The 20,514-nt window shown below is 71.3% G+C and carries 21 protein-coding genes; 7 read left to right on the top strand and 14 right to left on the bottom strand.

Annotated elements, in window-relative coordinates:
- Positions 1–30: 30 nt before the first annotated feature.
- The 3 genes from pntB to B7K20_RS10005 form a co-directional block, all read right to left on the bottom strand.
- The gene (pntB, locus tag B7K20_RS10015) at positions 31–1,440 is read right to left on the bottom strand and encodes a Re/Si-specific NAD(P)(+) transhydrogenase subunit beta (protein WP_084102388.1); all 1,410 of its coding nucleotides are present in this window, start codon (positions 1,438–1,440) and stop codon (positions 31–33) included.
- A 1-nt stretch (position 1,441) separates the two neighbouring features.
- Positions 1,442–3,037: a Re/Si-specific NAD(P)(+) transhydrogenase subunit alpha gene (locus B7K20_RS10010; protein WP_084102387.1), complete on the bottom strand. Its 1,596-nt coding sequence runs from the start codon at positions 3,035–3,037 to the stop codon at positions 1,442–1,444.
- Positions 3,038–3,212: 175 nt separating this feature from the next.
- Positions 3,213–3,611 carry a heavy metal-responsive transcriptional regulator gene (locus B7K20_RS10005; protein WP_084102386.1) on the bottom strand — a complete coding sequence of 133 codons (399 nt, stop codon included), beginning with the start codon at positions 3,609–3,611 and terminating at the stop codon, positions 3,213–3,215.
- A gap of 94 nt (positions 3,612–3,705) precedes the next feature.
- On the opposite strand from B7K20_RS10005, the gene B7K20_RS10000 reads away from it, so the two are divergent.
- Together B7K20_RS10000 and B7K20_RS09995 are read left to right on the top strand one after the other, a co-directional pair.
- Positions 3,706–4,443, top strand: coding sequence for an aspartate/glutamate racemase family protein (locus B7K20_RS10000; RefSeq protein WP_159449388.1), 738 nt, complete (start codon positions 3,706–3,708; stop codon positions 4,441–4,443).
- Positions 4,444–4,599: 156 nt separating this feature from the next.
- Positions 4,600–6,918 (top strand): phosphotransferase, encoded by a 2,319-nt coding sequence (locus tag B7K20_RS09995; protein WP_084102384.1) that lies wholly within the window; start codon positions 4,600–4,602, stop codon positions 6,916–6,918.
- Between the two features lie 25 nt (positions 6,919–6,943).
- Here B7K20_RS09995 and B7K20_RS09990 read toward each other — a convergent pair whose 3' ends face one another.
- Complete coding sequence (locus tag B7K20_RS09990; RefSeq protein WP_159449387.1) at positions 6,944–7,969, bottom strand: GNAT family N-acetyltransferase; 1,026 nt, start codon at positions 7,967–7,969, stop codon at positions 6,944–6,946.
- A 38-nt stretch (positions 7,970–8,007) separates the two neighbouring features.
- Positions 8,008–9,513 (bottom strand): deoxyguanosinetriphosphate triphosphohydrolase family protein, encoded by a 1,506-nt coding sequence (locus B7K20_RS09985; RefSeq protein ID WP_084102382.1) that lies wholly within the window; start codon positions 9,511–9,513, stop codon positions 8,008–8,010.
- Between B7K20_RS09985 and B7K20_RS13090 the strand changes: the two genes are divergently transcribed.
- The gene (locus B7K20_RS13090; RefSeq protein ID WP_159449386.1) at positions 9,512–9,655 is read left to right on the top strand and encodes a hypothetical protein; all 144 of its coding nucleotides are present in this window, start codon (positions 9,512–9,514) and stop codon (positions 9,653–9,655) included. The two genes, B7K20_RS09985 and B7K20_RS13090, sit on opposite strands and share 2 nt — an antisense overlap.
- A 3-nt stretch (positions 9,656–9,658) precedes the next feature.
- Positions 9,659–10,732, top strand: coding sequence for an LLM class flavin-dependent oxidoreductase (locus B7K20_RS09980; RefSeq protein ID WP_084102381.1), 1,074 nt, complete (start codon positions 9,659–9,661; stop codon positions 10,730–10,732).
- A gap of 36 nt (positions 10,733–10,768) precedes the next feature.
- On the opposite strand, the gene B7K20_RS09975 is transcribed toward B7K20_RS09980, so the two are convergent.
- Positions 10,769–11,332 (bottom strand): dihydrofolate reductase family protein, encoded by a 564-nt coding sequence (locus B7K20_RS09975; RefSeq protein WP_084102380.1) that lies wholly within the window; start codon positions 11,330–11,332, stop codon positions 10,769–10,771.
- Between the two features lie 183 nt (positions 11,333–11,515).
- Complete coding sequence (locus B7K20_RS09970; protein ID WP_084102379.1) at positions 11,516–12,886, bottom strand: FAD-binding oxidoreductase; 1,371 nt, start codon at positions 12,884–12,886, stop codon at positions 11,516–11,518.
- A gap of 165 nt (positions 12,887–13,051) precedes the next feature.
- Here B7K20_RS09970 and B7K20_RS09965 point away from each other — a divergent pair, with 165 nt between their 5' ends.
- Entirely contained in the window at positions 13,052–14,182 is a 1,131-nt protein-coding gene (locus tag B7K20_RS09965) for a helix-turn-helix transcriptional regulator (RefSeq protein WP_084102378.1), read from the top strand.
- Positions 14,183–14,287: 105 nt separating this feature from the next.
- Positions 14,288–14,944 (top strand): dihydrofolate reductase family protein, encoded by a 657-nt coding sequence (locus B7K20_RS09960; protein ID WP_084102377.1) that lies wholly within the window; start codon positions 14,288–14,290, stop codon positions 14,942–14,944.
- 50 nt (positions 14,945–14,994) lie between these two features.
- Here the strand turns inward: B7K20_RS09960 and B7K20_RS09955 are convergent, their stop codons facing one another.
- The 5 genes from B7K20_RS09955 to B7K20_RS09935 are packed head-to-tail and all read right to left on the bottom strand — an operon-like array spanning position 14,995 to position 17,415.
- Positions 14,995–15,483 (bottom strand): ASCH domain-containing protein, encoded by a 489-nt coding sequence (locus B7K20_RS09955; RefSeq protein WP_234985798.1) that lies wholly within the window; start codon positions 15,481–15,483, stop codon positions 14,995–14,997.
- Entirely contained in the window at positions 15,480–15,782 is a 303-nt protein-coding gene (locus B7K20_RS09950) for an antibiotic biosynthesis monooxygenase (protein ID WP_234985797.1), read from the bottom strand. The genes B7K20_RS09955 and B7K20_RS09950 overlap by 4 nt, the downstream gene beginning before the upstream one ends.
- Positions 15,783–15,811: 29 nt before the next feature.
- Complete coding sequence (gene purQ / locus B7K20_RS09945) at positions 15,812–16,513, bottom strand: phosphoribosylformylglycinamidine synthase subunit PurQ (RefSeq protein WP_084102376.1); 702 nt, start codon at positions 16,511–16,513, stop codon at positions 15,812–15,814.
- Positions 16,513–16,797 (bottom strand): phosphoribosylformylglycinamidine synthase subunit PurS, encoded by a 285-nt coding sequence (gene purS, locus B7K20_RS09940; RefSeq protein ID WP_084102375.1) that lies wholly within the window; start codon positions 16,795–16,797, stop codon positions 16,513–16,515. The genes purQ and purS overlap by 1 nt, the downstream gene beginning before the upstream one ends.
- 45 nt (positions 16,798–16,842) lie before the next feature.
- Positions 16,843–17,415: a hypothetical protein gene (locus tag B7K20_RS09935; protein ID WP_144018631.1), complete on the bottom strand. Its 573-nt coding sequence runs from the start codon at positions 17,413–17,415 to the stop codon at positions 16,843–16,845.
- Positions 17,416–17,486: 71 nt separating this feature from the next.
- Here B7K20_RS09935 and B7K20_RS09930 point away from each other — a divergent pair, with 71 nt between their 5' ends.
- Entirely contained in the window at positions 17,487–18,200 is a 714-nt protein-coding gene (locus B7K20_RS09930; RefSeq protein ID WP_084102373.1) for a trimeric intracellular cation channel family protein, read from the top strand.
- A 56-nt stretch (positions 18,201–18,256) separates the two neighbouring features.
- On the opposite strand, the gene B7K20_RS09925 is transcribed toward B7K20_RS09930, so the two are convergent.
- Positions 18,257–19,153: a phosphoribosylaminoimidazolesuccinocarboxamide synthase gene (locus tag B7K20_RS09925; protein WP_084102372.1), complete on the bottom strand. Its 897-nt coding sequence runs from the start codon at positions 19,151–19,153 to the stop codon at positions 18,257–18,259.
- A complete protein-coding gene (gene purD / locus B7K20_RS09920) occupies positions 19,153–20,463 on the bottom strand; it encodes a phosphoribosylamine--glycine ligase (RefSeq protein WP_084102371.1) in 1,311 nt (436 codons plus the stop codon). Before purD ends, B7K20_RS09925 begins: the two co-directional genes overlap by 1 nt.
- Positions 20,464–20,514 lie beyond the last annotated feature (51 nt).

Genomic DNA, 20,514 nt, shown 5'->3' with positions numbered 1-20,514 from the left:
AACCTTCCCCTTGACTGGAAGGTCAAGCCCTTAGGCCGGAACCGCGTCGGAGGCGTCGACCGCGGTCAGAATCGCCTCGACCTGCTCCTTCGCGTCGCCGAACAGCATCTCGGTGTTGTCCTTGAAGAACAGCGGGTTCTGCACGCCCGCGTAGCCCGTCGCCATGGAGCGCTTGAACACCACCACGGAGCGCGACTCCCACACGTGCAGCACCGGCATGCCGGCGATGGGCGAGCCCGGGTCGTCCAGCGCCGCAGGGTTCACCGTGTCGTTCGCGCCGATGACCAGCACCACGTCGGTGTCCGCGAAGTCGTCGTTGATCTCGTCGAGCTCGAGCACGATGTCGTAGGGCACCCGTGCCTCCGCGAGCAGCACGTTCATGTGGCCCGGCAGGCGTCCCGCGACCGGGTGCACCGCGAAGCGCACCTCGATCCCACGCTCACGCAGGCGAGACACCAACTGCGCCACGGGGTACTGCGCCTTCGCGACCGCCATGCCGTACCCGGGAGCAATGACCACGGAGCGCGCCGTCGCGAGCCTCTCAGCCACCTCGGAAGCGGAGGTCGAACGGTGCTCGCCCACGGCATCGGCCGTCGTGGAAGCGGGAGTCGACTCGCCGCCAAAGCCGCCCAGGATGACCGCGAGGAACTTGCGGTTCATCGCCTTGCACATGAGGTAGGACAGGATCGCACCCGAGGCGCCCACGAGCGCGCCCGTGACGATGAGCAGGTCGTTGCCGAGCATGAAGCCCGCCGCGGCGGCCGCCCAGCCCGAGTACGAGTTGAGCATCGACACCACCACGGGCATGTCGCCGCCGCCGATCGCTGCCACCAGGTGCCAGCCGACCGCGAGCGCGACCACGGTCATGAGCGCGAGCGGCCAGATGGACGGCGCCGCGAGGAACCACGCCATGAAAGCGCCGCACACCACGAGCGCGCCCAGGTTGAGGGCGTGGCGACCGGGCAGCGTCAACGGCGAGCCCGAGATGCGGGCCGACAGCTTGAGGAACGCCACGATCGAGCCCGTGAAGGTGACAGCGCCGATGAAGACGCCCAGGAACACCTCGATGAGGTGCATCGCGTCGTGACCCTCGGTGAGGTACGAGTTGAAGCCGATCAGCACCGCCGCGGCGCCCACGAAGGAGTGCAGCAGGGCGATGAGCTCGGGCATCTGGGTCATCTCGACCGTGCGCGCGCGCCAGGTGCCGATGGTCGCGCCGATCGCGAGGACCGCCGCGATGAGGCCCAGCGTCACGCCCCACGGTCGCTCGGAGGTGTCGAGCGCGAGGGCGATGGTCGCGGCGATCGCGATGGCCATGCCCGCCATGCCGAGCAGGTTGCCGCGGCGAGCCGTGGCCTGCTTGGACAGACCAGCGAGCGACAGGATGAACAGGATGGCCGCGGCGAGATAGGCGACGGCGGCCAGCGAGGCGACGGTCATCTCAGGCTCCCTTCGAGAACATGCCGAGCATGCGGTAGGTGACGAGGAAGCCACCAAAGACGTTGATCGAGGCGATCGCCGCGGCGAGGAACGCCAGCGTCGTGACGACGGGGTCGCTCGAGCCGAGCTGCAGTAGCGCGCCGATGAGGATGATGCCGCTAATCGCGTTCGTCTGGCTCATCAGCGGCGTGTGCAGCGAGTGGCTGACGTTGCTGATGACGTAGTAGCCGATCACTACCGCGAGCACGAAGACCGTGAAGGCCGCGAGGAACGCGGCGTCCGCGAAGGCAAGGGCAATGCCGAGTGCGATGGCCGATGCGACCGTCGCCACGGTGCGCCCGCTTACCTTGGGTGCGGGCTTCGGTGCCGAGCCAGCGTCTGCGGCGGCCGATGCCGGCGCCGCCTGGGCGGCGGACTCACCTGCCGTGGGGGCTGCGGTGGCCGGCGTGGCCGCCGGGCTCGCGGCTGGCGCCACCGAGACCGTGATGGGCGGCGGGGGCCACAAGAGGTCGCCGCCGTGCGCCACGGTCATGCCGCGGATCACGTCGTCCTCGAGGTCGAGCGCGAGCGCGCCGTCCTTGCCAGGCGTCATCAGCTTCAGCAGATTGACGATGTTGGTGCCGACCAGCTGCGAGGTGTGGCGAGGCATCCGGCCTGGCAGGTCGGTGTAGCCGATCACCGTGACGCCACCCTCAGTGACGATGCGCTCGCCGGGCACCGTGGCCTCGCAGTTGCCGCCGCCGGAGGCCGCGAGGTCGACGACCACCGATCCCGGCCGCATCGCCTCAACCGTCGCTGTGGTCAGCGTGATGGGGGCCGTTCCGCGCACGAGCGCGGTGGTGATGACCACGTCCGCTCCCGCCGCCTCGCGGGCGTACAGGCGCATCGCGGCGGCCTGCTGCTCCTCGGTCAGCGGGCTTGCGTAGCCGTCGGGCGAGACCTCCTGCTGCGCCTCGGGAGCGGTGACGAAGGTGGCGCCCATGGACTCGATCTGCTCGGCGGCCTCGGGGCGCACGTCGAAGGCGCGCACCTGCGCGCCCAGCGACACCGCGGCGCCGATCGCGGCGAGTCCCGCGACGCCGCCGCCGATGACGAACACCGTGGCCGGGTGGGTCTTGCCCGCCGCGGTGACCTGGCCGGCGAACATGCCGCCGTAAGACTCGGCGGCCTCGATGACCGCCCGGTAGCCCGAGACGTTGGACTTGGTCGACAGCACGTCGAGCGCCTGCGCGCGCGACAGGCGCGGCACGGCATCAAGGGCGAGGGCTGTCACATGGGCGGCGCGCAGGTCCTCGACCAGTGCAGGGTTGGCCTGCGGCGCGAGCGGGGCAATGAGGGTGGCTCCGGCGCCCAGGAGCGCGACCTGTGCGGAGCTGGGAGCCTCGACGGCGGTGACGATGTCGGCACCCCAGGCCTCGGCGGCGGATCCGATGGTCGCGCCGGCCGCCTCGTAGTCGAGGTCGGACAGGGAGGCGCGCTCGCCGGCGCCCGCCTCTACCGTGACGTCGTAACCGAGCGCGACGAGCTTCGCGACCGTGTCGGGCGTGGCGGCGACAAGCCGCTCCGCGTCCGATGCTGCGGGAACACCGATCCTCATGCCGGCACCTGGCCTTCCTCACGTGTGTCGACGGGTCGGCTCACCCGTGCACGTACGTCGGAATGCCGCCGGGGGTCGACCTCTACGTCGAGGCTACGGCGAGCGCCGCCGCCATGCTCGGGGCAAAGGTCCCGGCCGCGCGCCTGGTAGATCGGTCGGCGAGAGCGCCTCAGCGTCAGTGAGCGCCGAGCACCTGGCAGCGCACGGGATCGGTGCAGTCGGCCGGGTCGAGGATGTCCGCGCGCCGGCGCAGCGCCAGCAGCTCCTCGCGCGCGGCCATGAGGGAGGCGATCTGCGCGTCGATGTCGCTGAGGTGTTGGTCCAGCATCCCGCGCGTGTGCTCACACGTGCCGTGGCCGGCGTCCTTCATCTCGAGGATCTGCCCCGACTCCTTGAGGCTGAGGCCCGCCGCCTGGGCGTCGCGCACGAACGTGAGGCGCTTGAGGGCGTCCTCGTCGTAGTCGCGGTAGCCCGATGCCGTGCGGCCCGGGTCGTCCAGCAGCCCGATCGACTCGTAATAGCGCACCGTCTTCGCGCTGACGCCCGCGCGTCCGGCCAGTTCCGAAATCTTCATGCCTCCACCATACGTCAACCTTCCAGCACACTGGAATGCTTGTGGGGCCAACTCCGCACGACTGGACCGCGGCCAGCCCGGTAGCGTCGGGCACATGGCACCCGCGACGACAGCATCGGCCCCACCCACGGCACGCATCGAACCTCGCCGACTGGGCCTCCTCGGCGGCATCACCTGGCACTCCTCGCTCGAGTACGAGCGCCTACTCAACGAGGGCGTGAACGCGCGCCTGGGCGGCTCGAGCGCCGCCGACCTCCTGGTGCGCTCCTACAACTTCCAGCAGATCGCCGATGCCCAGGCGGCCGGCGACTGGCACGGCCTTGGCCAGCGGTTCGCCGCCGACGCCCGCGCACTCGAGGCCGCGGGAGCCGAGGCCATCCTCATCTGCGCCAACACCATGCACAAGGTGGCGCCCGCCGTCGCGAACGCGGTCGACGTGCCGCTCATCCACATGCTCGACGCGACCGCGGACGCGATCGCGGCCGCCGGGCTCGACACCGTTGCCCTGCTCGGCACCGGCTACACCATGCGCGACCCCTTCTATCGGGATCACATGGCCGCGCGCGGCATCACCACGATCGTTCCCGAGGAGCCCGTGCTGGGCGAGGTTCACGACCTCATCTACGACCACCTCGCCCGCGGCGACGTGCCCGCCGGCGCACGCGAGTGGATTCGCGGCGTCTACGAGGACCTCACGGCACGCGGCGCCCAGGGCGTCATCTCCGGCTGCACCGAGATCCCGATGGTGATGACCGCCGAGGACGTCGAGGATCCCTACTTCGACTCCATGGGCCTCCATGTGGAGGCAGCGATCGCGTTCGCTCTGGCCTGACCGTCCATGGCGCAAATGCGGACATTTGCACACGAAGCAGGTGTGATGCTCTCCGCACCCCTTCACATCGCGCGCGTCGTCCCACTACCCTGAAGAACCAACCGGGGCTCGATGGCTCGACCGTCCCGGTCAACATGGGATGGCTGAGGGGCCTGCATGACCCAAGGATGGGAGTCCGGCGACGCCTGCGCTGAGCCGGGACACGAGCACGGCGCCGCGTGCCACGAGCGCGCGCGGATCGCCGCGGCGCGGGTTGTCGCCTACGACTATCCCGCCCGCACTCCCCTTCAGCGCGCCCGTATGCTGCAGCGACTCGGCATCACCAGGATCGTGTGGGACTGGCGCGAGGAACACACCCTCGCCTTCCACGAGGAGCTTGAGGCACTCGAGGCCCACGGCGTCACCGTCACCGGCCTGTGGTGCCCCATGCCGTTGCCCGACGCCAGTGACGAGGACGCCGCCCGCGGGCTCGGCATGGTCGACGCCCACGTGCGCGTCTACCTCACCGAGATGCATCGGCGCGGCCTCACTCCGGACCTGTGGACCTGCATCGAGTTCGGCCAGGAGGGCTCACCCGAGCGCCTCAACACCTGGGTGCAGCAGGCCACCGTGCGCCGCGCCGCCGACCACCTGGAGCCCCTGGCGAGGCTCGCCGACGACATCGGCATGCGCGTCGCGCTCACCAACCACCTGGGCTGGTTCGGCGAGCCGGAGAACCAGCTCGACATCATCGACGAGCTCGTCCTGCGCGGCCTCACGAACGTGGGCCTCGCCTACCAACTTCAGCACGCGCACTCCCACCTGCCGCGCTTCGCGGACCTCATCGAGGCCATGCGCCCTCACCTGTATTCGCTGGCCCTGTCCGGGATGGACGCCGATGCCTTGGCCACCGGCCGCAAGATCCTCCCCTGGGGTGCGGGGCGGATGGACCGCAAGCTCGCGCACCTGGTGATGGCCTCCGGGTGGCACGGCCAGCTCGCGGTGCAGGGCCACAGCGCGGACGATGCGGAGGCGCGCCTGCTCGATTCGCTTGAGGGCATCGAGTGGATGATCGACCGCTGGCAGGGCCGGCGCCACGCTCGCCCCCTGCCTCGCATCGCCACCCCCGCCTGGCCCGCGCCCGCCGGTGTCGACCCGCCCTACATGGGGATGTCACGCCTGGGTCGCCACGCGCACCGCGCCAAGGTCGCCACCGGCGAGATCGCGCCCACCCTCGCGCGCGTGCGCACCAGCCCGCCCGAGCCGGCCCCCTTCGACTGGGCCGCTGCCGCTAAGCCGTTCCCCCAAGCGCCACCGGCTCCCGCGTCCGTCCCTGCGAACGATGCGGTCACCGCGCCCGCGCCCGCGCCCGCGCCCGCGCCCGCGCCCGGCGCAGCCGACCCCGAGCCGCAGCCGCCGCGCCTGCCGTCCCCGCGCGACCCTGACCGGCCCAGCGTGCTCGGTGGGGCCTTCGGCGCCCTCGCCGCGACGCGCTCCGCACGCTCCTGGATCGCCGCCGAGACCCCGACTGCGCCCGACCGTGACGCACCGGACGCGCCAGCCTCCCCGGCCGCACAGGCGGCCCCAGACCAGGCGACGCCCGCATCGCCACTGTGGACGGCATCGGCCGCCCAGAATGCCGCCCCCCTCTCCCCGTCGACCGAGGAGATCCCGCTGTCGCTCCTGCGAGACATCGCGCAGGCCGGCGACGCCTACGCCCCGCCCAGCGCCTCCGACCCGCACGAGCCCGATGACGCTCCCGCGCCGCTGCCCATGCGCATCGCCAAGCGCGAGGTCTCGCTCGAGGCCCCCGACCCCTACACCGGTGCCCTCCACGCGCTGCTCACGCATCTCGAGCGCGTGGGCTTCCGCGGCGCCCCGCGCAGCTTTGGCTGGGACGCCCAGGGACGCCACCTCGTCGAATGGGTCGCGGGTACCAGGGCCGACCACCCCGACGCGCCCGCGAGCGCGCTCGACCCTGCCCGGATCGGCCGGTTCCTGCGCGAGATGCACGACGCCCTCGCCACCTTCGTGCCCCCGGCCGACGCGATGTGGTTCGACGGCCTGCCCGGCCCCGGCGGCAACATCGTTATCCACCAGGACATCGCGCCGTCCAACCTGGTGGTGCGCGACGACGGCCAGCTGGTCGCGATCGATTGGGACGCCGCCGCGCCCGGCAGCCGGCTGTGGGACCTCGCGCACGCAGTGCACGCCTTCGCTCCGCTGCACGGCAAGGGCTTCGACATCGTCACCTCCGCGATCCGGATGCGCGACCTGGTCGACGGCTACGGCCTCTCGGCCGCCGAGCGTCAGCGCCTCGTGCCGCTGTTGGGCCTGCGCTCCGAGCGGATGTACGAGTACCTGGACCACATGCGCTCCACCGGGGAGTCCCCGTGGATCGAGCTGTGGGAGATGGGCGTGGGCTCCGTGTGGGAGCGCGACGCCGAGTGGATCCGCGAGAACACCCCGCACTGGACGACCGCGTTGCTGAGCTAACCGGCGCTGCGCTGGGCGCGACCCCTCAGTCCCAGCCCGCCGCGCGCAGCGCCTCGGCGGCCACCTCGAGACGGTCGCGCCCCTCGGTGCCGACCACGGCGTCGTCCAACCGCAATTCCTCGAGAATCCCCTCCAGTTCGACCGTGCGCGCGAGCGCCAGCTCGCGCCAGTAGCCCTCGGGCTCGCGCACCGTCAGCCGCGCAGCCCGCGTGGCCGGCGACGCCGTCACCCGAACCACCGAGACCGAGGCGAGTCCGGCATCGGCCGTCGACAACGCCGAGGCGTACCGCGCCCGGTCGTCCCCGTCCTCCACCACGCGCGCGAGCACCACGAGCCCATAGCCGCGAGCGCGCCACACCGGCGAGAGCGCCGCGAGCGAGGCAAACAGCACCGACTGGTGGTGCGGGTCCTCGGGGCCAGAGGGATTTGCCTGGCATAGGTAGTCGGCGTCGACGAAGACCGACCGCGCGCCGCGCTCGCCGAGGAGGTCGTGAATCGCGGCCGCCGTCGTGGTCTTGCCCGCCCCCATGGTGCCGTTGATGATGAGCACACGGGTGGGCAGGTCCTTGGCCCAGCACATCGAGCCCGGCTCCTCGGCGTACTCCCCGTAGTTGTCCATCCGGTGGTAGCCCATGCGCGCATACAGGGCGTTGGCCTCGGGCTGCATGTCGCCCGTCTCAAGGATGATCCGCGTGGCCCCCGCACGCCTCGCGGCCTCCTCCGCGACCCGCATCATCGCCTTGGAGTGGCCGCGCCCGCGGTGGGTGGGCTCGACCCACAGGCGCTTGAGCTCGAGGTCACCCGGCCGGGTCTCCGGGTAGGGGGACCAGCGCGCCACGAGCGTCGCGACCGGCACGCCGTCCTCGTCGCCCACCCATGAGCCCACGAGGGTCGGAAATGCGGTCTCGAGCACCAGCTCGGGGTCGTCATAGCGCTCGGCAAGGTCGCGCTCCTGCGACGTCCACAGCCGGTGCGCGTCGACGTCGTCGGGCTCGGCCCGACGGACATTCAGGGCGGCCGATGCCGTGGCTGGGCGGGGCGTCTGAGTCACCCCGCGATTATCGCGCCTTGCGGTCACTTGCCCGGTCGCTACAGGCCCTGACCCGCGTCCCACAGGCGTTCGGTGCGGCCCGCGAGCATCGCATCGAGGCCCGTCGCCTGGGCGTCGGTGAGTGCCGCAACGTAGTCGACGATGCCGCGGCCGGCCGCGCGGCGGCGGATCTCGGTCTCGTCGACCGTGGGCAGCAGCTGCGGCTCCTCGTGGAGGACCCTCATGTAGTCCTCGGTGGCCATGTCGACGAGGTCGAGCAGGCGGCGCGGGGCACGGCGTGCGTCGTGGGGGTCGTCGAGCCAGGCGGCGAAACCGTCCACCAGGCGCTCGATGAGGCTCGCCTGTCCGCGCTGGTAGACCGCGAGGTCGGGGCGGTCGAGGATGAAGCGCTCGTGAAGAAACTTGAGGACTGCAACCTCGTGCCACGCGGTCTGGTCGAGGGAGACGTGGCCCGAGCGGTGCGCGGGGGCGCGGTGCACCTCGACCGAGGACTGCAGGTGGCGGATCCAGTCGGTCGTGAAGCGGGCGAGCGAACGGTCGGCCGCGAGGGAGCCGTCGAACGGAACCGTCAGCAGTCCCTCGACCACCTCCTCGGTGACCTTGGCGACGGCGGCGTCGAAGGCATCGGCGTCCGCGATCCAGGGGTCGCGCTCGTTCAGGCGCCGCCACAGGAGCTCGAGGGAGTGTCCGGGCGAGCGGCTCGTGTCGCGCAGGGTCGCGGTGTCGAGGGCGCGCAGGTCGGCGAGCTCTCGGCTCCACTCGCGGAACTCCCCCGCGATCGTGGCCTGGTTGAGCAGGCCGGCGCGGTAGAAGTCGTCGAGGTCATGCAGCGAGTACGCGATGTCGTCCGCGATGTCCATGACGGAGCACTCGAGGGTCTGCTGGCCCTCCGCGATGTGGGGGTAGGCGCTCAGCGCATCCCTGGCGTCGTCGATGTCCACCACGTACATGGAGAACTTGTGGCTCGAGGCGCCGCGGCGCTCGCCGCCCTCGCCGCGCAGCCACGGGTACTTGAGGACCGCGGCGCGCACGGCACGGGTGAGGTTCAGGCCCACACCCTGGGTGTCGTGCTCATCCAGCCGGGTGAGGATGCGGAAAGTCTGCGCGTTGCCCTCGAAGCCCTCGCGCAGGCGAAAGCGGTCGCGGGCCAGGCGGTCGAGCGCGCGCTCACCCAGGTGGCCAAACGGCGGGTGGCCCACATCGTGCGCGCTCGCCGCGGCCTGGACGACCACGGGATCGCAGCCGCCTAGCTCCGCGACGAGCGCGCCGGTGGGCCCCTGGTCGCGGTGCAGATGCATGGCGATCGCGCGGGCGACGGCCGCGACCTTGACCGAGTGGGTGAGGCGGTTGTGCACCGCCATGCCCGCTCCCGTCTGCGAGATCACCTGGGTGACGGCGGACAGGCGCGAGAAGTACGGCGAGAAGCGGATGCGCTCGATGTCCACGCGGTAGTCGGGCCGGGTCTCGGCAAGCTGGAACTCGTCGAGCTCCTCCGCGGCGCGGCGGCCGGTGCGCGGGTCGGGGGTCGGGAGGGCCTCACTCATGCGCCCCATCCTGGCGCATCGATCGATACGGTGGGGTGAGGCCAGGCGCACGGGGGCGCGGGCCGACGGCTGGCGAGCCACGGCATCGGCCGCTCCTACGCAGGCGCCCCAGGAATCCGGCGAGGACGCCAAGCGTTCCTGAGCCGTGATCAACATCGGCTTCCTGAGTTTTGGCTGGTTCTCGGCCGCCCCCGGCTCCAAGGTCCGCACCGCGGGCGACCTCATGCAGGACACGATCGCGCTGGCCGAGGCCGCCGAGGATGCCGGCATGGACGGCGCCTGGATTCGCATCCACCACTTCGAGCAGAACACCTCCTCGCCCTTCCCGCTGCTCGCGGCGATGGGGGCGCGCACCTCGCGCGTGGAGCTCGGCACCGGCGTCATCAACATGCGCTACGAGAACCCGCTGTACATGGCGGAGGCGGCCGCGACCGCGGACCTCATCTCCGGTGGGCGGCTCCAGCTGGGAGTCAGCCGCGGGTCACCCGAGCCCGCCGCCGACGGCCCCGGCGAGTTCGGCTATCCGCTTCCCGTGGGGATGAGCCCGGCCGAGGACGCGGCGGCGCGGATCGAGACCTTCCGGCGCGCCATTGCTGGCGACGGGATCGCGCTGCCGGGCCCGCGCGCGCACGTGCGCGCGGGCGAGAGGCTGCCGATTCAACCCCAGTCCCCTGGCCTGACCGAGCGCATCTGGTACGGCGCGGGCGGCGAGGAGTCCGCGAGGCGAGTGGGGACGCTCGGCATGAACCTCATGTCGTCAACGCTGGTCGAAGGGGGCTCCGGCGAGCCGCTGGGCGTCATCCAGTCCCGTCAGATCGACGCCTATCGCGAGGCGTGGGCCGAGGCCGGCCACCCCGGCACGCCGCGGGTTTCCATCTCGCGTTCGATCATGCCGATCATCGACGACACCACCGCCGCCTACTTCGGCACCACGCTTGAGCGCGACCGCATGGGCGCCAACCGTGACCAGGTGGGCCAGATCGACAACTTCATCGCCACCTTCGGCAAGACCTACGTGGGCGACCTCGACAAGATCGAGGCGGAACTGCGCGAGGACGAGGCCGTGCAATCGGCCGACACCGTGCTCGTCACGATCCCCAACCAACTGGGCGCCGACTTCAACCGCACGACGTTCGATGCCTTCACCGAGCTACGCTCGCGGCTGGGTGGGGCGCATACGGGACCGGCGCCGGCATCGGCCCTGCGCACGCGGGGCTGACGGCTGCGGAGCTGACGGCTGAGGTATGCCGCCGCGCTACCGCTCGACGGCATACCTCAGCAGGACGTTTCCGCCGTCGAAGGTGCGGTTCTCGACGAGGCTGAAGTGTTCGTGGCGGCCGTCGTGGGCAAAGAACGCCGTGCCGCCGCCGACCACAGCGGGCCCGATGATCACCTGATACTCGTCGATGAGGCCCAGCGCGGCCACCTGGTGCGCGAGGTCGGCGCCGCCGATCGCGATGTCGCCGTCGCCGGGCTGGTCCTTGAGGCGCGCGATCTCGGTCGCGAGGTCCTCGGTCGCGAGCCGGGCGGCGCCGCTCACCGCGGTGAGCGTGTGGGAGAACACGAGCTTGGGCAGGGCATTCCAGAGCTCGGCCCACTCGCGTTCGGCCGCGTCGAACGTGGCGGCGTTCGCGGGGTCCTCCCAGTACGTCATCGTCTCGTACAGGCGCCTGCCCAACAGGTGGGCGTGGAGGCCGCGCAGCTCCTCGATGTGGAAGCGGAACTGCTCGGCGCTGGGCTCGGACCAGTCGAAGTTGCCGTCGGAGTCGGCAACGTAGCCGTCGAGCGACATGCCCATCTGATAGGTCACGCGGTGCATCGAGTCCTCCCGTCGCCGCCGTGGTGGCCACTGCCGAGACTATGCCCGATCCCGAAGCTGTGCCGGGCGGGGACGCTGTGGACGGGCGGGACGCGGTGGACGGGCAGGCGCGGTGGGCGGTGACCGCGACGGCCGGTTGACCGCGGCGGACCCCCGGCCGCCGCGGTCGACCGACCCTGGGACTCAGCCCACGGGATGCGCCGCCGCGAACATCTGCGTGGGGTCGTAGACCGCCTTGAGCGCGCTGAGGCGATCCCACGACGCCCCGAAGCCCAGCTCGCGGTCCACTCCACCGTCGATGAACGTGAGCGCAAGCGCCCGCTCGTGCCACAAGGACATGGCGGCCACGAGCGCGTGCACGGCTGCGCGGGCGGGCTCGGCCATCTCGGGCGCGGGCACCATCGCGATCGCGCCCAGCAGGTAGTCGCCGTCGATCGCGCCCACCGCACCCGCGTGGCCCGGCCGCCGCGAGGCCGCGGCGCCCACATGCCGCACCTCGGCGAAGCTCAACCCAGGGATCGCGTGAGCGGCCTCGAGCCACGCGTCGACCGCAACCCCGTCGAACACGCGCAGCATGGCACCCGCGGAGGCCGCCGGCGACGGCTCTGGCGGATCCATGTGCACGTGCACCAGCGCAGACGAGGGGATCCGCGCGAACGTGTCCACCTCGGGGACGAGTGCCCGCAGCGGCGCAAGAATCTCCGCGGCAGCCGCATCGGGCCCGAGGATCGCGCCATCGATGACGACGACGCTGCGCCCCGACAGGAACGGCGGCAGCTGAGGCAGCGGGGGAAAGTGCATGACGCGCAGCGACGTCGTCACGCTCTCGTTCACGTCCCTGGTCCATGCCGACCACGCGTGAGCCACCTCCCGGGCGCGCGAGGCGTCCCACAGCAGCATCCCGGCGAAGACATCGGCGTACGGCAGCAGGTCGATCTCGACCGAGACGATGATGCCGAACGCGCCCGATCCGCCGCGTACCGCCCAAAAAAGGTCCTCGCGCTCGGCGGCGCTCGCGCGCACCATGCGGCCGTCGGCGGTGACGATCTGCACGGCACGCACCGAGTTCACGGCCAGCCCGTGGGCGCGCGCGTAGAACGACAGTCCGCCGCTCAGCGTGTAACCCACCACACCGACGTCGCCCGCGCTCCCGTGCATGGCGGTCAGGCCGTGCGGCGCGGCCTCGACCACGACGTCGTTCCAGTGCGAGCCGCCGAGCACTCGCGCGGTCCTCGCCACGGGGTCCACCGTCACGCCGCGCAAGGCGGACAGGGACACGAGCACCGCTCCCGCGAGATCGGTGTCGGCGAGCGCGCCGGCGCCGTGCCCCGTGGCCTGGGGCGCCACGCGAAGGTCGAGCGCCGCGGCGGCGCGGACGATCGCGACCACGTCCTCGGCGGTCTCGGGACGCGCGACGGCGAGGGGGCGCTGGTCGATGGCGAGGTTCCACGGCGTGCGCGCCTCGTCGTAGCCCTCATCCCCTTCGAGGAGGACGAGGTTGCCGAGACGAGCGCGCAGGCCCTCGCCGGTGGACATGATGCTGTGAAGTGACATGACTGGTGCTTTCGGATGTGTGGATGAATCTGGCGAGGACCATCGTGTGACCGCGCAGCGGGCGCGCACCATCCCAGCGCCACGGGGATTTTCGACCCCCCAGGACTCTGGTGCCCGCACAAATATGGGATGGCGCGGGCGGGCACGCGAGCGCACACTGAGCACATGTCCACGGAATTGGCGCTGGGGCGGGCGCGCAGCGACATCGACGTGATGTCGCGCGCCGGTTTGCCGCTGCATCACTTCATGGACGAGGCGGCCTCCGCAGTCGAGGCGGTCCTTCCCCTCGCGGGTGGCTGCCTGTCCACCCTCGACCCCGCGACCGCAATGGTCTCAAGCACGCGCAAGTTCGGGGGCCTCAGCGGCAACAACGAGGGCGACCTGCGCTGGGCCGCGATCGAGTACGGCCAGGACGATCCCACCGCCATCACCGCCATGGTGAGCGCCGGCACTACGACACTGGGCGTCTATCTCGCGCTGTGCGGCAAGGTCGACACATCGGTGCGCATGGCCGATCTCATGGTCCCGACCTTTGGCTATCGCGACGAGGCCCGAGCGGTGTTCCACGACCGCCACGGGGCGTGGGGGGCCATCTCCGTGTTCCGTGGCGCCGAAGAGGAGCCGTTCTCGCAGGCAGAGCTGGACTTTCTCGCGAGCGTGGCGCCCGCGTTCACACGGGGTATCCGCGCGGGCCTCCTGACCCAGCTAGACGCCAGCCGTGCGGCGCATCCCGAGGGTCCCGTGGTGCTGATCGTCGACAGCGCCGATCGGATCGTCCAGTCGAGCCCCGGTGTCGCGGTGCTGCTCGAGCAGCTTTCCACCGCACCGCATGCCGGAGACCCGCTCACCCTGGTGCACGCGCTCGTCGCGAGCGCGCGTCGGTATGCGCGCGGCGACTCGGAGCGCATGCCTCGCATACGGGTGCGCACGGGTGAGGGCATCTGGTTTGTGCTTCACGCCTCGCCGCTAGGTGGCACCGCGGACCGGGCGGGCGATGTGGTCGTCACCATCGAGGAGGCTCGCCCCCAAGAGGTGATCGCCTTGGTAGCCGACGCCTTTGGCCTCACGGCCCGGGAGCGCGACGTGACGGCACAGGTGCTGCGAGGCGCCGACACCAAGCAGATCGCCGCGGCCATGCATGTGTCTCCGTATACGGTGCAGGATCACCTCAAGTCGATCTTCGACAAGGCGGGGGTCGCGAGCCGTCGCGAACTCGTGTCGCGCGTGTACTTCGACCAATACGTGCCTCGCTGGGGTACCGAGGTGGCCCCCGGCGGATGGTTCGCCACCGCGTAGCGAGCCCGATAGCGATGCCCAATGGTGATGGCCGGTGGCGATGCCCAGTGGCATGCTGAACGAAAGCCAGCCACGGCATCGGCCGCCTGTCACGAAGGAGTGTCCATGTCTCGCGTCCGCGTCGACCTCAACATCTCGCTCGACGGCTTCGCCACCACGACCGACCAGACGCCCACGAACCCCTTTGGCGACGACTGGGGACGTCTGACGGCGGACTACGTCGCGACCCGCACGTTCCGCGACCGCGTCCTGGGGATGGCCGATGGCTCGGGCACCACGGGCGTCGACGACAACTACGCGGCGCGCTACTTCGAGGACGTGGGCGCGGAGATCATCGGCTCCGCGATGTTCGGGCTGCACCTGCACGGCGACGACCCCGACTGGCGCGGCTGGTGGGGCGAGGAGCCGCCGTTTCGCTGCCCGGTGTTCGTGCTGACGCATACGCCGCGCGAGGCGATCTCGTTTGACAACGGCACGCGGTTCGAGTTCGTCTCGGCGACGCCGGCCGATGCGCTGGCACAGGCCCGCTCGGCCGCGGGAGGCGGCGATGTGCGCATCGGCGGCGGAGCGAGGACGGTGCGGGACTTTCTTGCGGCCGGGCTCGTGGACGATCTGCACGTGGCGATCGTGCCGATCCTGCTGGGCCGCGGCGAGCGGCTGTGGGACGGCCTGCGCGGGCTCGAGGCGGGGCGCCGGGTGACCGCGGAGACCGCCGAAAGCGGCGTGGTGCACGTCACCTTTGAGCGCGAGGACGGGCGGTAGGACGCTCGACCATGCGGCCGCGACGTGACGGCGGCCGTGTGCCCGGCGACCTACGCGGCCGGGAACAGCAGCCTGAACCGCTCGCAGATCACCGGCATGTCCGGCTCAAAGCCGCGCGGGCTCTCGGCGTGGGCGCGCCAGTAACGCTCGTGCGCTGTGCGCCAATACTCGAGCGTGAGGTCGCCCTCGCCCTCCGAGGCGGCGTGCTCCGCATCGACCTCGTCGAACGGCACGATGTCGATCGCGGTGGTCTCGAGCAGCGCGCGCGGCTGGCCGGCGCCGTCGAGGATGATGCTGAGGTCACCCACCTCCGGAATGGGATCGCCCGCGTGCTCGTAGTCCCACAGGGCCGATGCCGTGCCCGTCTTGGTCCCCGCCAGCACCAGGGCGAGCAACGCATCGGCATGCTCGGGGGTGGCGCCGAAGGCCCACACCTCCGGCAGGGCGTCGGGGAGGGAGGGGTTCTGGACGCGGCGCTCGGCCCAGAAGGCGGTGACGGCCGGATCGACGGCCGGGTTCACGGGGTCGCTGAGGCTCACGCCAGCACATCCTCTCCGTAGTGCAGCACACTGGGGAACGGGTCGTAGAAGCCGTGGAGCAGGCGCTTCCACTCCTGGTAATCAGCGGAGCCGCGGAAGCCGACCTCGTGGGAGTCGACGTCGGTCCAGGTCACCGTGAGGAGGTAGGTACTCGGGTGCTCCACGCCGCGGCGCAGCGAGTGACCGAGATAGCCGGGCTGGCGCGCGATCAGGGCCGAGGCCCCGCGGAAGGTGGTCTCGAACTCGGTCTCCATGCCGGGGCGCACCGGCAGCACCACGGACTCGACGATGTCACTCACGGGGACCGCCGCGCGGTGGGGGACGCGGGTTAGGCCGTCGCGAGGAGCACCTGGATCGCCGAGGTGAAGAACCCCAGACCATCCGTGCCGCCGCGGCCCGCCTCGCGCGAGTCCGGCCCGAAGCCCGGCTCGACCGCGTGCTCGGGGTGCGGCATGAGGCCCACCACGTTGCCGCGCTCATTGGTGATGCCTGCGATGTCGCGGCGCGACCCGTTGGGGTTGAAGCCCACGTAGCGGAACGCGACGCGTCCCTCGGCCTCGAGCGCGTCGAGCGTGTGCTCATCCGCGACGTACTGGCCGTCCTGGTTCTTCAGCGGGATCGTGATTTCCTCGCCGTTCGTGTACGCGGTGGTCCAGGCGGTGTCGTCGTTCTCGACACGCAGCACCTGGTCGCGGCACACAAAGTGGAGGTGGTCGTTCTTGATCATCGACCCGGGCAGCAGGTGCACCTCGGTGAGCACCTGGAAGCCGTTGCAGATACCCAGCACGGGCATGCCGCCGTTGGCCGCATCCACCACGCGATCCATGATGGGCGAGAAGCGCGAGATCGCACCTGCACGCAGGTAGTCGCCGTAGGAGAAGCCGCCGGGCAGAACCACGGCGTCGACGTCCTGCAGGGAGTCGTCGGTGTGGAAGAGGTTGACGGACTCGGCGCCGGCCAGGCGCACCGCGCGGGCCGCGTCCCGGTCGTCGAGCGTGCCGGGGAAGGTGACGACGCCGATGCGGGCCATCAGCCGGCGACCTCGGCGGAGGCCTCGGCGGTGGACTCGGAGACGACCTCGACGGCCACGACGTCCTCGATCACGGGGTTGCTCAGCATCGTCTCGGCCGCCTGGCGGGCCGCCTCGAGGAGCTCCTCGGTGACCTCGCCGTCGACGGTGAGCTCGAAGCGCTTGCCCTGGCGGACGGACGCGAAGCCGTCAAAGCCCAGGCGGGGAAGCGCATTGCCGACGGCCTTGCCCTGGGGGTCAAGGATCTCGGGCTTGGGCATCACGTGAACGACGATGGTGGCCATGGCCGTGAGTCTACCGGCACGCGCGCGCACGCGAGAGCGGCGAACTCAGCACGCCCAGGTGTAGTTCAGCTGCGTCGACGTCAGCCATGTGTCGAGGTCGCCAAGGTTCGAGGTCCAGTGCGCCAGGCCGCCCTCGTAGATGGTCAGCACCCCCTCGTCCTGGCCCGGCACGGGCTCCACCACAGCGGGCGTGATCGCTAGCGGCGCCACGTCGGTTGTACCTGCACCGGCCACCGCATTCCAGACGGCCGATGCCGTGGCCGCGTCCGTATCAGCCTCACCCTCCGCATGGCCCGGCTCGGGCGCCGGGTCGGACGTGGGAAGTTCGGCTGCATTGGCGGGCGTGTACGGGTACCAGGTCTGGCCATCCACACTCAGCGCCTCGTTGCCGCAGGCCGGGTAGTAGGTGAGGCCCGTGATCACGCGCTCGGCGGCGCCGGGAGTACCCATGTCGAGTCGATCCTCGTACTGGACCTGGCCAGGCGGAACGGCCGCCCCGCCCGGCGCGCACGCCGACAGGGTCACCGCGATCGCCACCAGGCCGACCGCGAACGCCGCCGCAGGCGGCACCATCGCCGCCGCCAGCAAGCCGAGCACTCCCCTGGTGCGTCCTCGCATCGTCCCCATGCCATCCCAACGCACCCCAGGGCCGGAACGTTGGGTCGCCGCCCACGGATACGCTTGCCGGCATGAGCGGATGGGTGCAGGCGGCGACGACGCCCGAGATCGTCGAGTCCGCTCTCGGCACCCTCCGCACCGTCCTCGAGTACCTCGGCACCGTGGCCTTCGCCATCTCGGGAGCCGTGGCGGCCGGCCGCAAGCGCATGGACGTGGTGGGCGCGATCGTGCTCGCGTGCATCGTCGCCGTGGGCGGCGGCACCCTGCGCGACGTCATGCTCGACGTGCCGGTGTTCTGGATGGCGTCGCCCTCGTACCTGCTCGTCGCGGCGGTCACGGGTCTGGTGGTCGCGCTGCTAGCCCGCTGGCACCCGCCGGACCGGCTCGACCGCTACCGCATCGTCCAGATCACCGATGCGGCGGGCCTCGCGGTGTTTGTCGTGGTCGGCACCGGCATCGCGCTCGACGCCGGCGCCCATCCCGTGGTCGCGGCCGTCATGGGGATCGTCACCGGCGTGGGCGGCGGCGTCATTCGCGACATGCTCGCCAATGACGTGCCCGACGTGTTCCGCAACGGCCAGTTCTACGCGACCGCCGCGCTCGCCGGCGCCGCCTCGTACGCGCTGCTGCTGTGGCTCGACGTGCCCCGCACGGTGGCGTTCTGGGTGCCGATCGTCGTCATCCTCGCCGTCCGCCTGGGGTCACTGAAGTTCGGCTGGGGTGTCCCGACCATCGGCGGCAAGCGCGTCGACCTCGACTGGCACGACAAGCACCCCGACCGCTAGACCGTAGCCCCACACCGACGGCCGATGCCGTGGCCGGGCTCCGCATGTCCCTCGCCTCAGTGCTTGGCGAGCCTGTCGTAGGCCTCGAGGTAACGCTGGCGCGTGCGCTCCACGACGTCCGCGGGGAGGGCGGGCGGCGGGGAATCGGACTTCTTGTCCCACCCAGACTCGCTCGAGGTCAGCCAGTCGCGCACGAACTGCTTGTCGAAGCTGGGCTGTGCCCGGCCCGGCTCCCACTCGTCCGCGGGCCAGAAGCGGCTCGAGTCGGGGGTCAACACCTCGTCGGCCAAGAGGATCGCGCCGTCGCCGTCGCGGCCGAACTCGAATTTGGTGTCGGCAAGGATGATGCCCTTGGTCGCGGCGATCTCGTGCGCACGCGAGTACACGGCGAGGGTAAGGTCGCGCAGCGCGGTCGCGTCCGCCTCGCCGATGCGCTCGACGACCTGCTCGAAGCTGATGTTCTCGTCGTGCTCGCCCACCTCGGCCTTGGCGGCCGGGGTGAAGATGGGCTCCGGCAGGCGCGAGCCGTCCACGAGGCCCTCGGGCAGCGGGATGCCACACACGGTGCCGGACTCGTGGTACTCCGCGAGTCCCGAGCCGGTGAGGTAGCCGCGAGCGACGCACTCGATGGGGAACATGTCCAGGCGCTTGCAGACCATGGCGCGGCCCTCGACCTCGGCGGGAACCGGCGCCTCGACCGTGTGGTTCGCGACGATGGGCGCGACCTGGTCGAACCACCACAGGCTCAGCCCCGTGAGGACCCCACCCTTGCCGGGGATCTCGGTGGGCAGCACCCAGTCGTACGCGCTGATGCGGTCGGAGGCCACGACGAGCACCACGTCGCCGCGCGGGTGCGGCTCGACGGGCTCGTACAGGTCGCGGATCTTGCCCGAGTAGACGTGACGCCAGCCCTCGAGCGTGGGCGCGGTGGGGGGCGTGACGTGGCCGGGCATCAGGCGGCTCCGTCCGTGGCGCTGCCATCGGGGATCGCGCCCGTCGGCGTCTCGCCTCGCGAAGCGGCGAGAGCGATGTCGCTGCGGTGATGCGCCCCCGCGAGGTGAATCCGACTGAGGGCCTCGTAGGCGACCTCGCGGGCCGCGGCCAGGGTCGCCCCGCGACCGATTACGGAGAGCACGCGTCCGCCTGCCGAGACGACCTCGCCGGCGTCGTTGAACGCGCTGCCGGCGTGAAGCACGTGGGCGCCCTCGACGGCCTCGGCATCCTCGATGCCCGTGATGGGGTCGCCGGTGCGGGCCGACTCGGGATAGCCCTCCGACGCGAGCACCACCGTGACGGAGGCGTCGTCGGACCATTCGAGCGGCGGGAGCTCGTGCAGGCGACCCTCGGCGGCGGCCAGCAGCACGCCGGCGAGCGGCGTCTCGAGTCGGCTCAGCACCGACTGCGTCTCGGGGTCGCCGAAGCGGGCGTTGAACTCGACCACGCGCACGCCCTTGGACGTCAGTGCCAAGCCGCAGTACAGGACGCCCACGAAGGGATTGCCGCGCCTGCCCATCTCGTCCACGGTGGGCTGGGCGACCGTGCGCACCACCTCGTCGACGAGGTCCTCCGGCGCCCACGGCAGCGGCGTGTACGCGCCCATGCCGCCGGTGTTGAGTCCAGCGTCGCCGTCGTAGGCACGCTTGAAATCCTGGGCGGGCTGGAGCGGCACCACCGTGCGTCCGTCGCACAGGCAGAACAGCGACACCTCGGGGCCGTCGAGGAACTCCTCGATGACCACCACGCCGCCGGCGGCGAGGATCGCCTCGCCGTGAGCGGTGGCCTCGGCGAGGTCTGTCGTCACGACGACGCCCTTGCCCGCGGCGAGGCCGTCGTCCTTCACGACGTAGGGGGCACCAAACTCCTCGAGCGCGGCAGCGAGCGACGCCGAGTCCGTGCACACGCGCGGCGCGGCCGTGGGCACCTGGGCGGCCTCCATGACCTCCTTGGCGAAGGCCTTGGAGCCCTCGAGCATGGCGGCCTTGCCGGACGGCCCGAAGACGGGGACCCCGCTCTCGCGCACGGCATCGGCCACTCCCGCAACGAGCGGCGCCTCGGGTCCCACGACCACGAGGTCCGCCTTGACGTTCGCGGCGAGCGACGCGACCGCCAGCCCATCGTTCTGGTCGACGCCGTGCAGCGTGGCCAACTGGCCGATGCCGGGGTTGCCGTTCGCGGCGTGCAGCTCGGTGACCGCGGGGTCAAGGTGGAGGGAGCGGGCGAGAGCGTGCTCGCGCGCACCGTTGCCGACGAGAAGGATCTTCACGCACGCGAGTCTAGCGATCTCACGGCGGCGCCTCCTGCGAGTCGTTGAGTG

Source organism: Demequina sp. NBRC 110051 (genome assembly GCF_002090055.1).
In the GTDB taxonomy this organism is placed as follows: domain Bacteria; phylum Actinomycetota; class Actinomycetes; order Actinomycetales; family Demequinaceae; genus Demequina.
This window is presented reverse-complemented; position numbering and strand designations above follow the sequence as displayed.

What these genes read in the sequence shown, in the direction of transcription:
- B7K20_RS09935 (WP_144018631.1), bottom strand. Translation starts at nt 17,415, where the DNA reads ATGCGAGGACGCACCAGGGGAGTGCTCGGCTTGCTGGCGGCGGCGATG.
- B7K20_RS09995 (WP_084102384.1), top strand. Translation starts at nt 4,600, where the DNA reads ATGACCCAAGGATGGGAGTCCGGCGACGCCTGCGCTGAGCCGGGACAC.
- purS (WP_084102375.1), bottom strand. Translation starts at nt 16,797, where the DNA reads ATGGCCACCATCGTCGTTCACGTGATGCCCAAGCCCGAGATCCTTGAC.
- pntB (WP_084102388.1), bottom strand. Translation starts at nt 1,440, where the DNA reads ATGACCGTCGCCTCGCTGGCCGCCGTCGCCTATCTCGCCGCGGCCATC.
- B7K20_RS09965 (WP_084102378.1), top strand. Translation starts at nt 13,052, where the DNA reads ATGTCCACGGAATTGGCGCTGGGGCGGGCGCGCAGCGACATCGACGTG.
- purQ (WP_084102376.1), bottom strand. Translation starts at nt 16,513, where the DNA reads ATGGCCCGCATCGGCGTCGTCACCTTCCCCGGCACGCTCGACGACCGG.
- B7K20_RS09925 (WP_084102372.1), bottom strand. Translation starts at nt 19,153, where the DNA reads ATGCCCGGCCACGTCACGCCCCCCACCGCGCCCACGCTCGAGGGCTGG.
- B7K20_RS13090 (WP_159449386.1), top strand. Translation starts at nt 9,512, where the DNA reads ATGCGCCCCATCCTGGCGCATCGATCGATACGGTGGGGTGAGGCCAGG.
- B7K20_RS09975 (WP_084102380.1), bottom strand. Translation starts at nt 11,332, where the DNA reads ATGCACCGCGTGACCTATCAGATGGGCATGTCGCTCGACGGCTACGTT.
- B7K20_RS10010 (WP_084102387.1), bottom strand. Translation starts at nt 3,037, where the DNA reads ATGAGGATCGGTGTTCCCGCAGCATCGGACGCGGAGCGGCTTGTCGCC.
- B7K20_RS09960 (WP_084102377.1), top strand. Translation starts at nt 14,288, where the DNA reads ATGTCTCGCGTCCGCGTCGACCTCAACATCTCGCTCGACGGCTTCGCC.
- B7K20_RS10000 (WP_159449388.1), top strand. Translation starts at nt 3,706, where the DNA reads ATGGCACCCGCGACGACAGCATCGGCCCCACCCACGGCACGCATCGAA.
- B7K20_RS09985 (WP_084102382.1), bottom strand. Translation starts at nt 9,513, where the DNA reads ATGAGTGAGGCCCTCCCGACCCCCGACCCGCGCACCGGCCGCCGCGCC.
- B7K20_RS10005 (WP_084102386.1), bottom strand. Translation starts at nt 3,611, where the DNA reads ATGAAGATTTCGGAACTGGCCGGACGCGCGGGCGTCAGCGCGAAGACG.
- B7K20_RS09930 (WP_084102373.1), top strand. Translation starts at nt 17,487, where the DNA reads ATGAGCGGATGGGTGCAGGCGGCGACGACGCCCGAGATCGTCGAGTCC.
- B7K20_RS09970 (WP_084102379.1), bottom strand. Translation starts at nt 12,886, where the DNA reads ATGTCACTTCACAGCATCATGTCCACCGGCGAGGGCCTGCGCGCTCGT.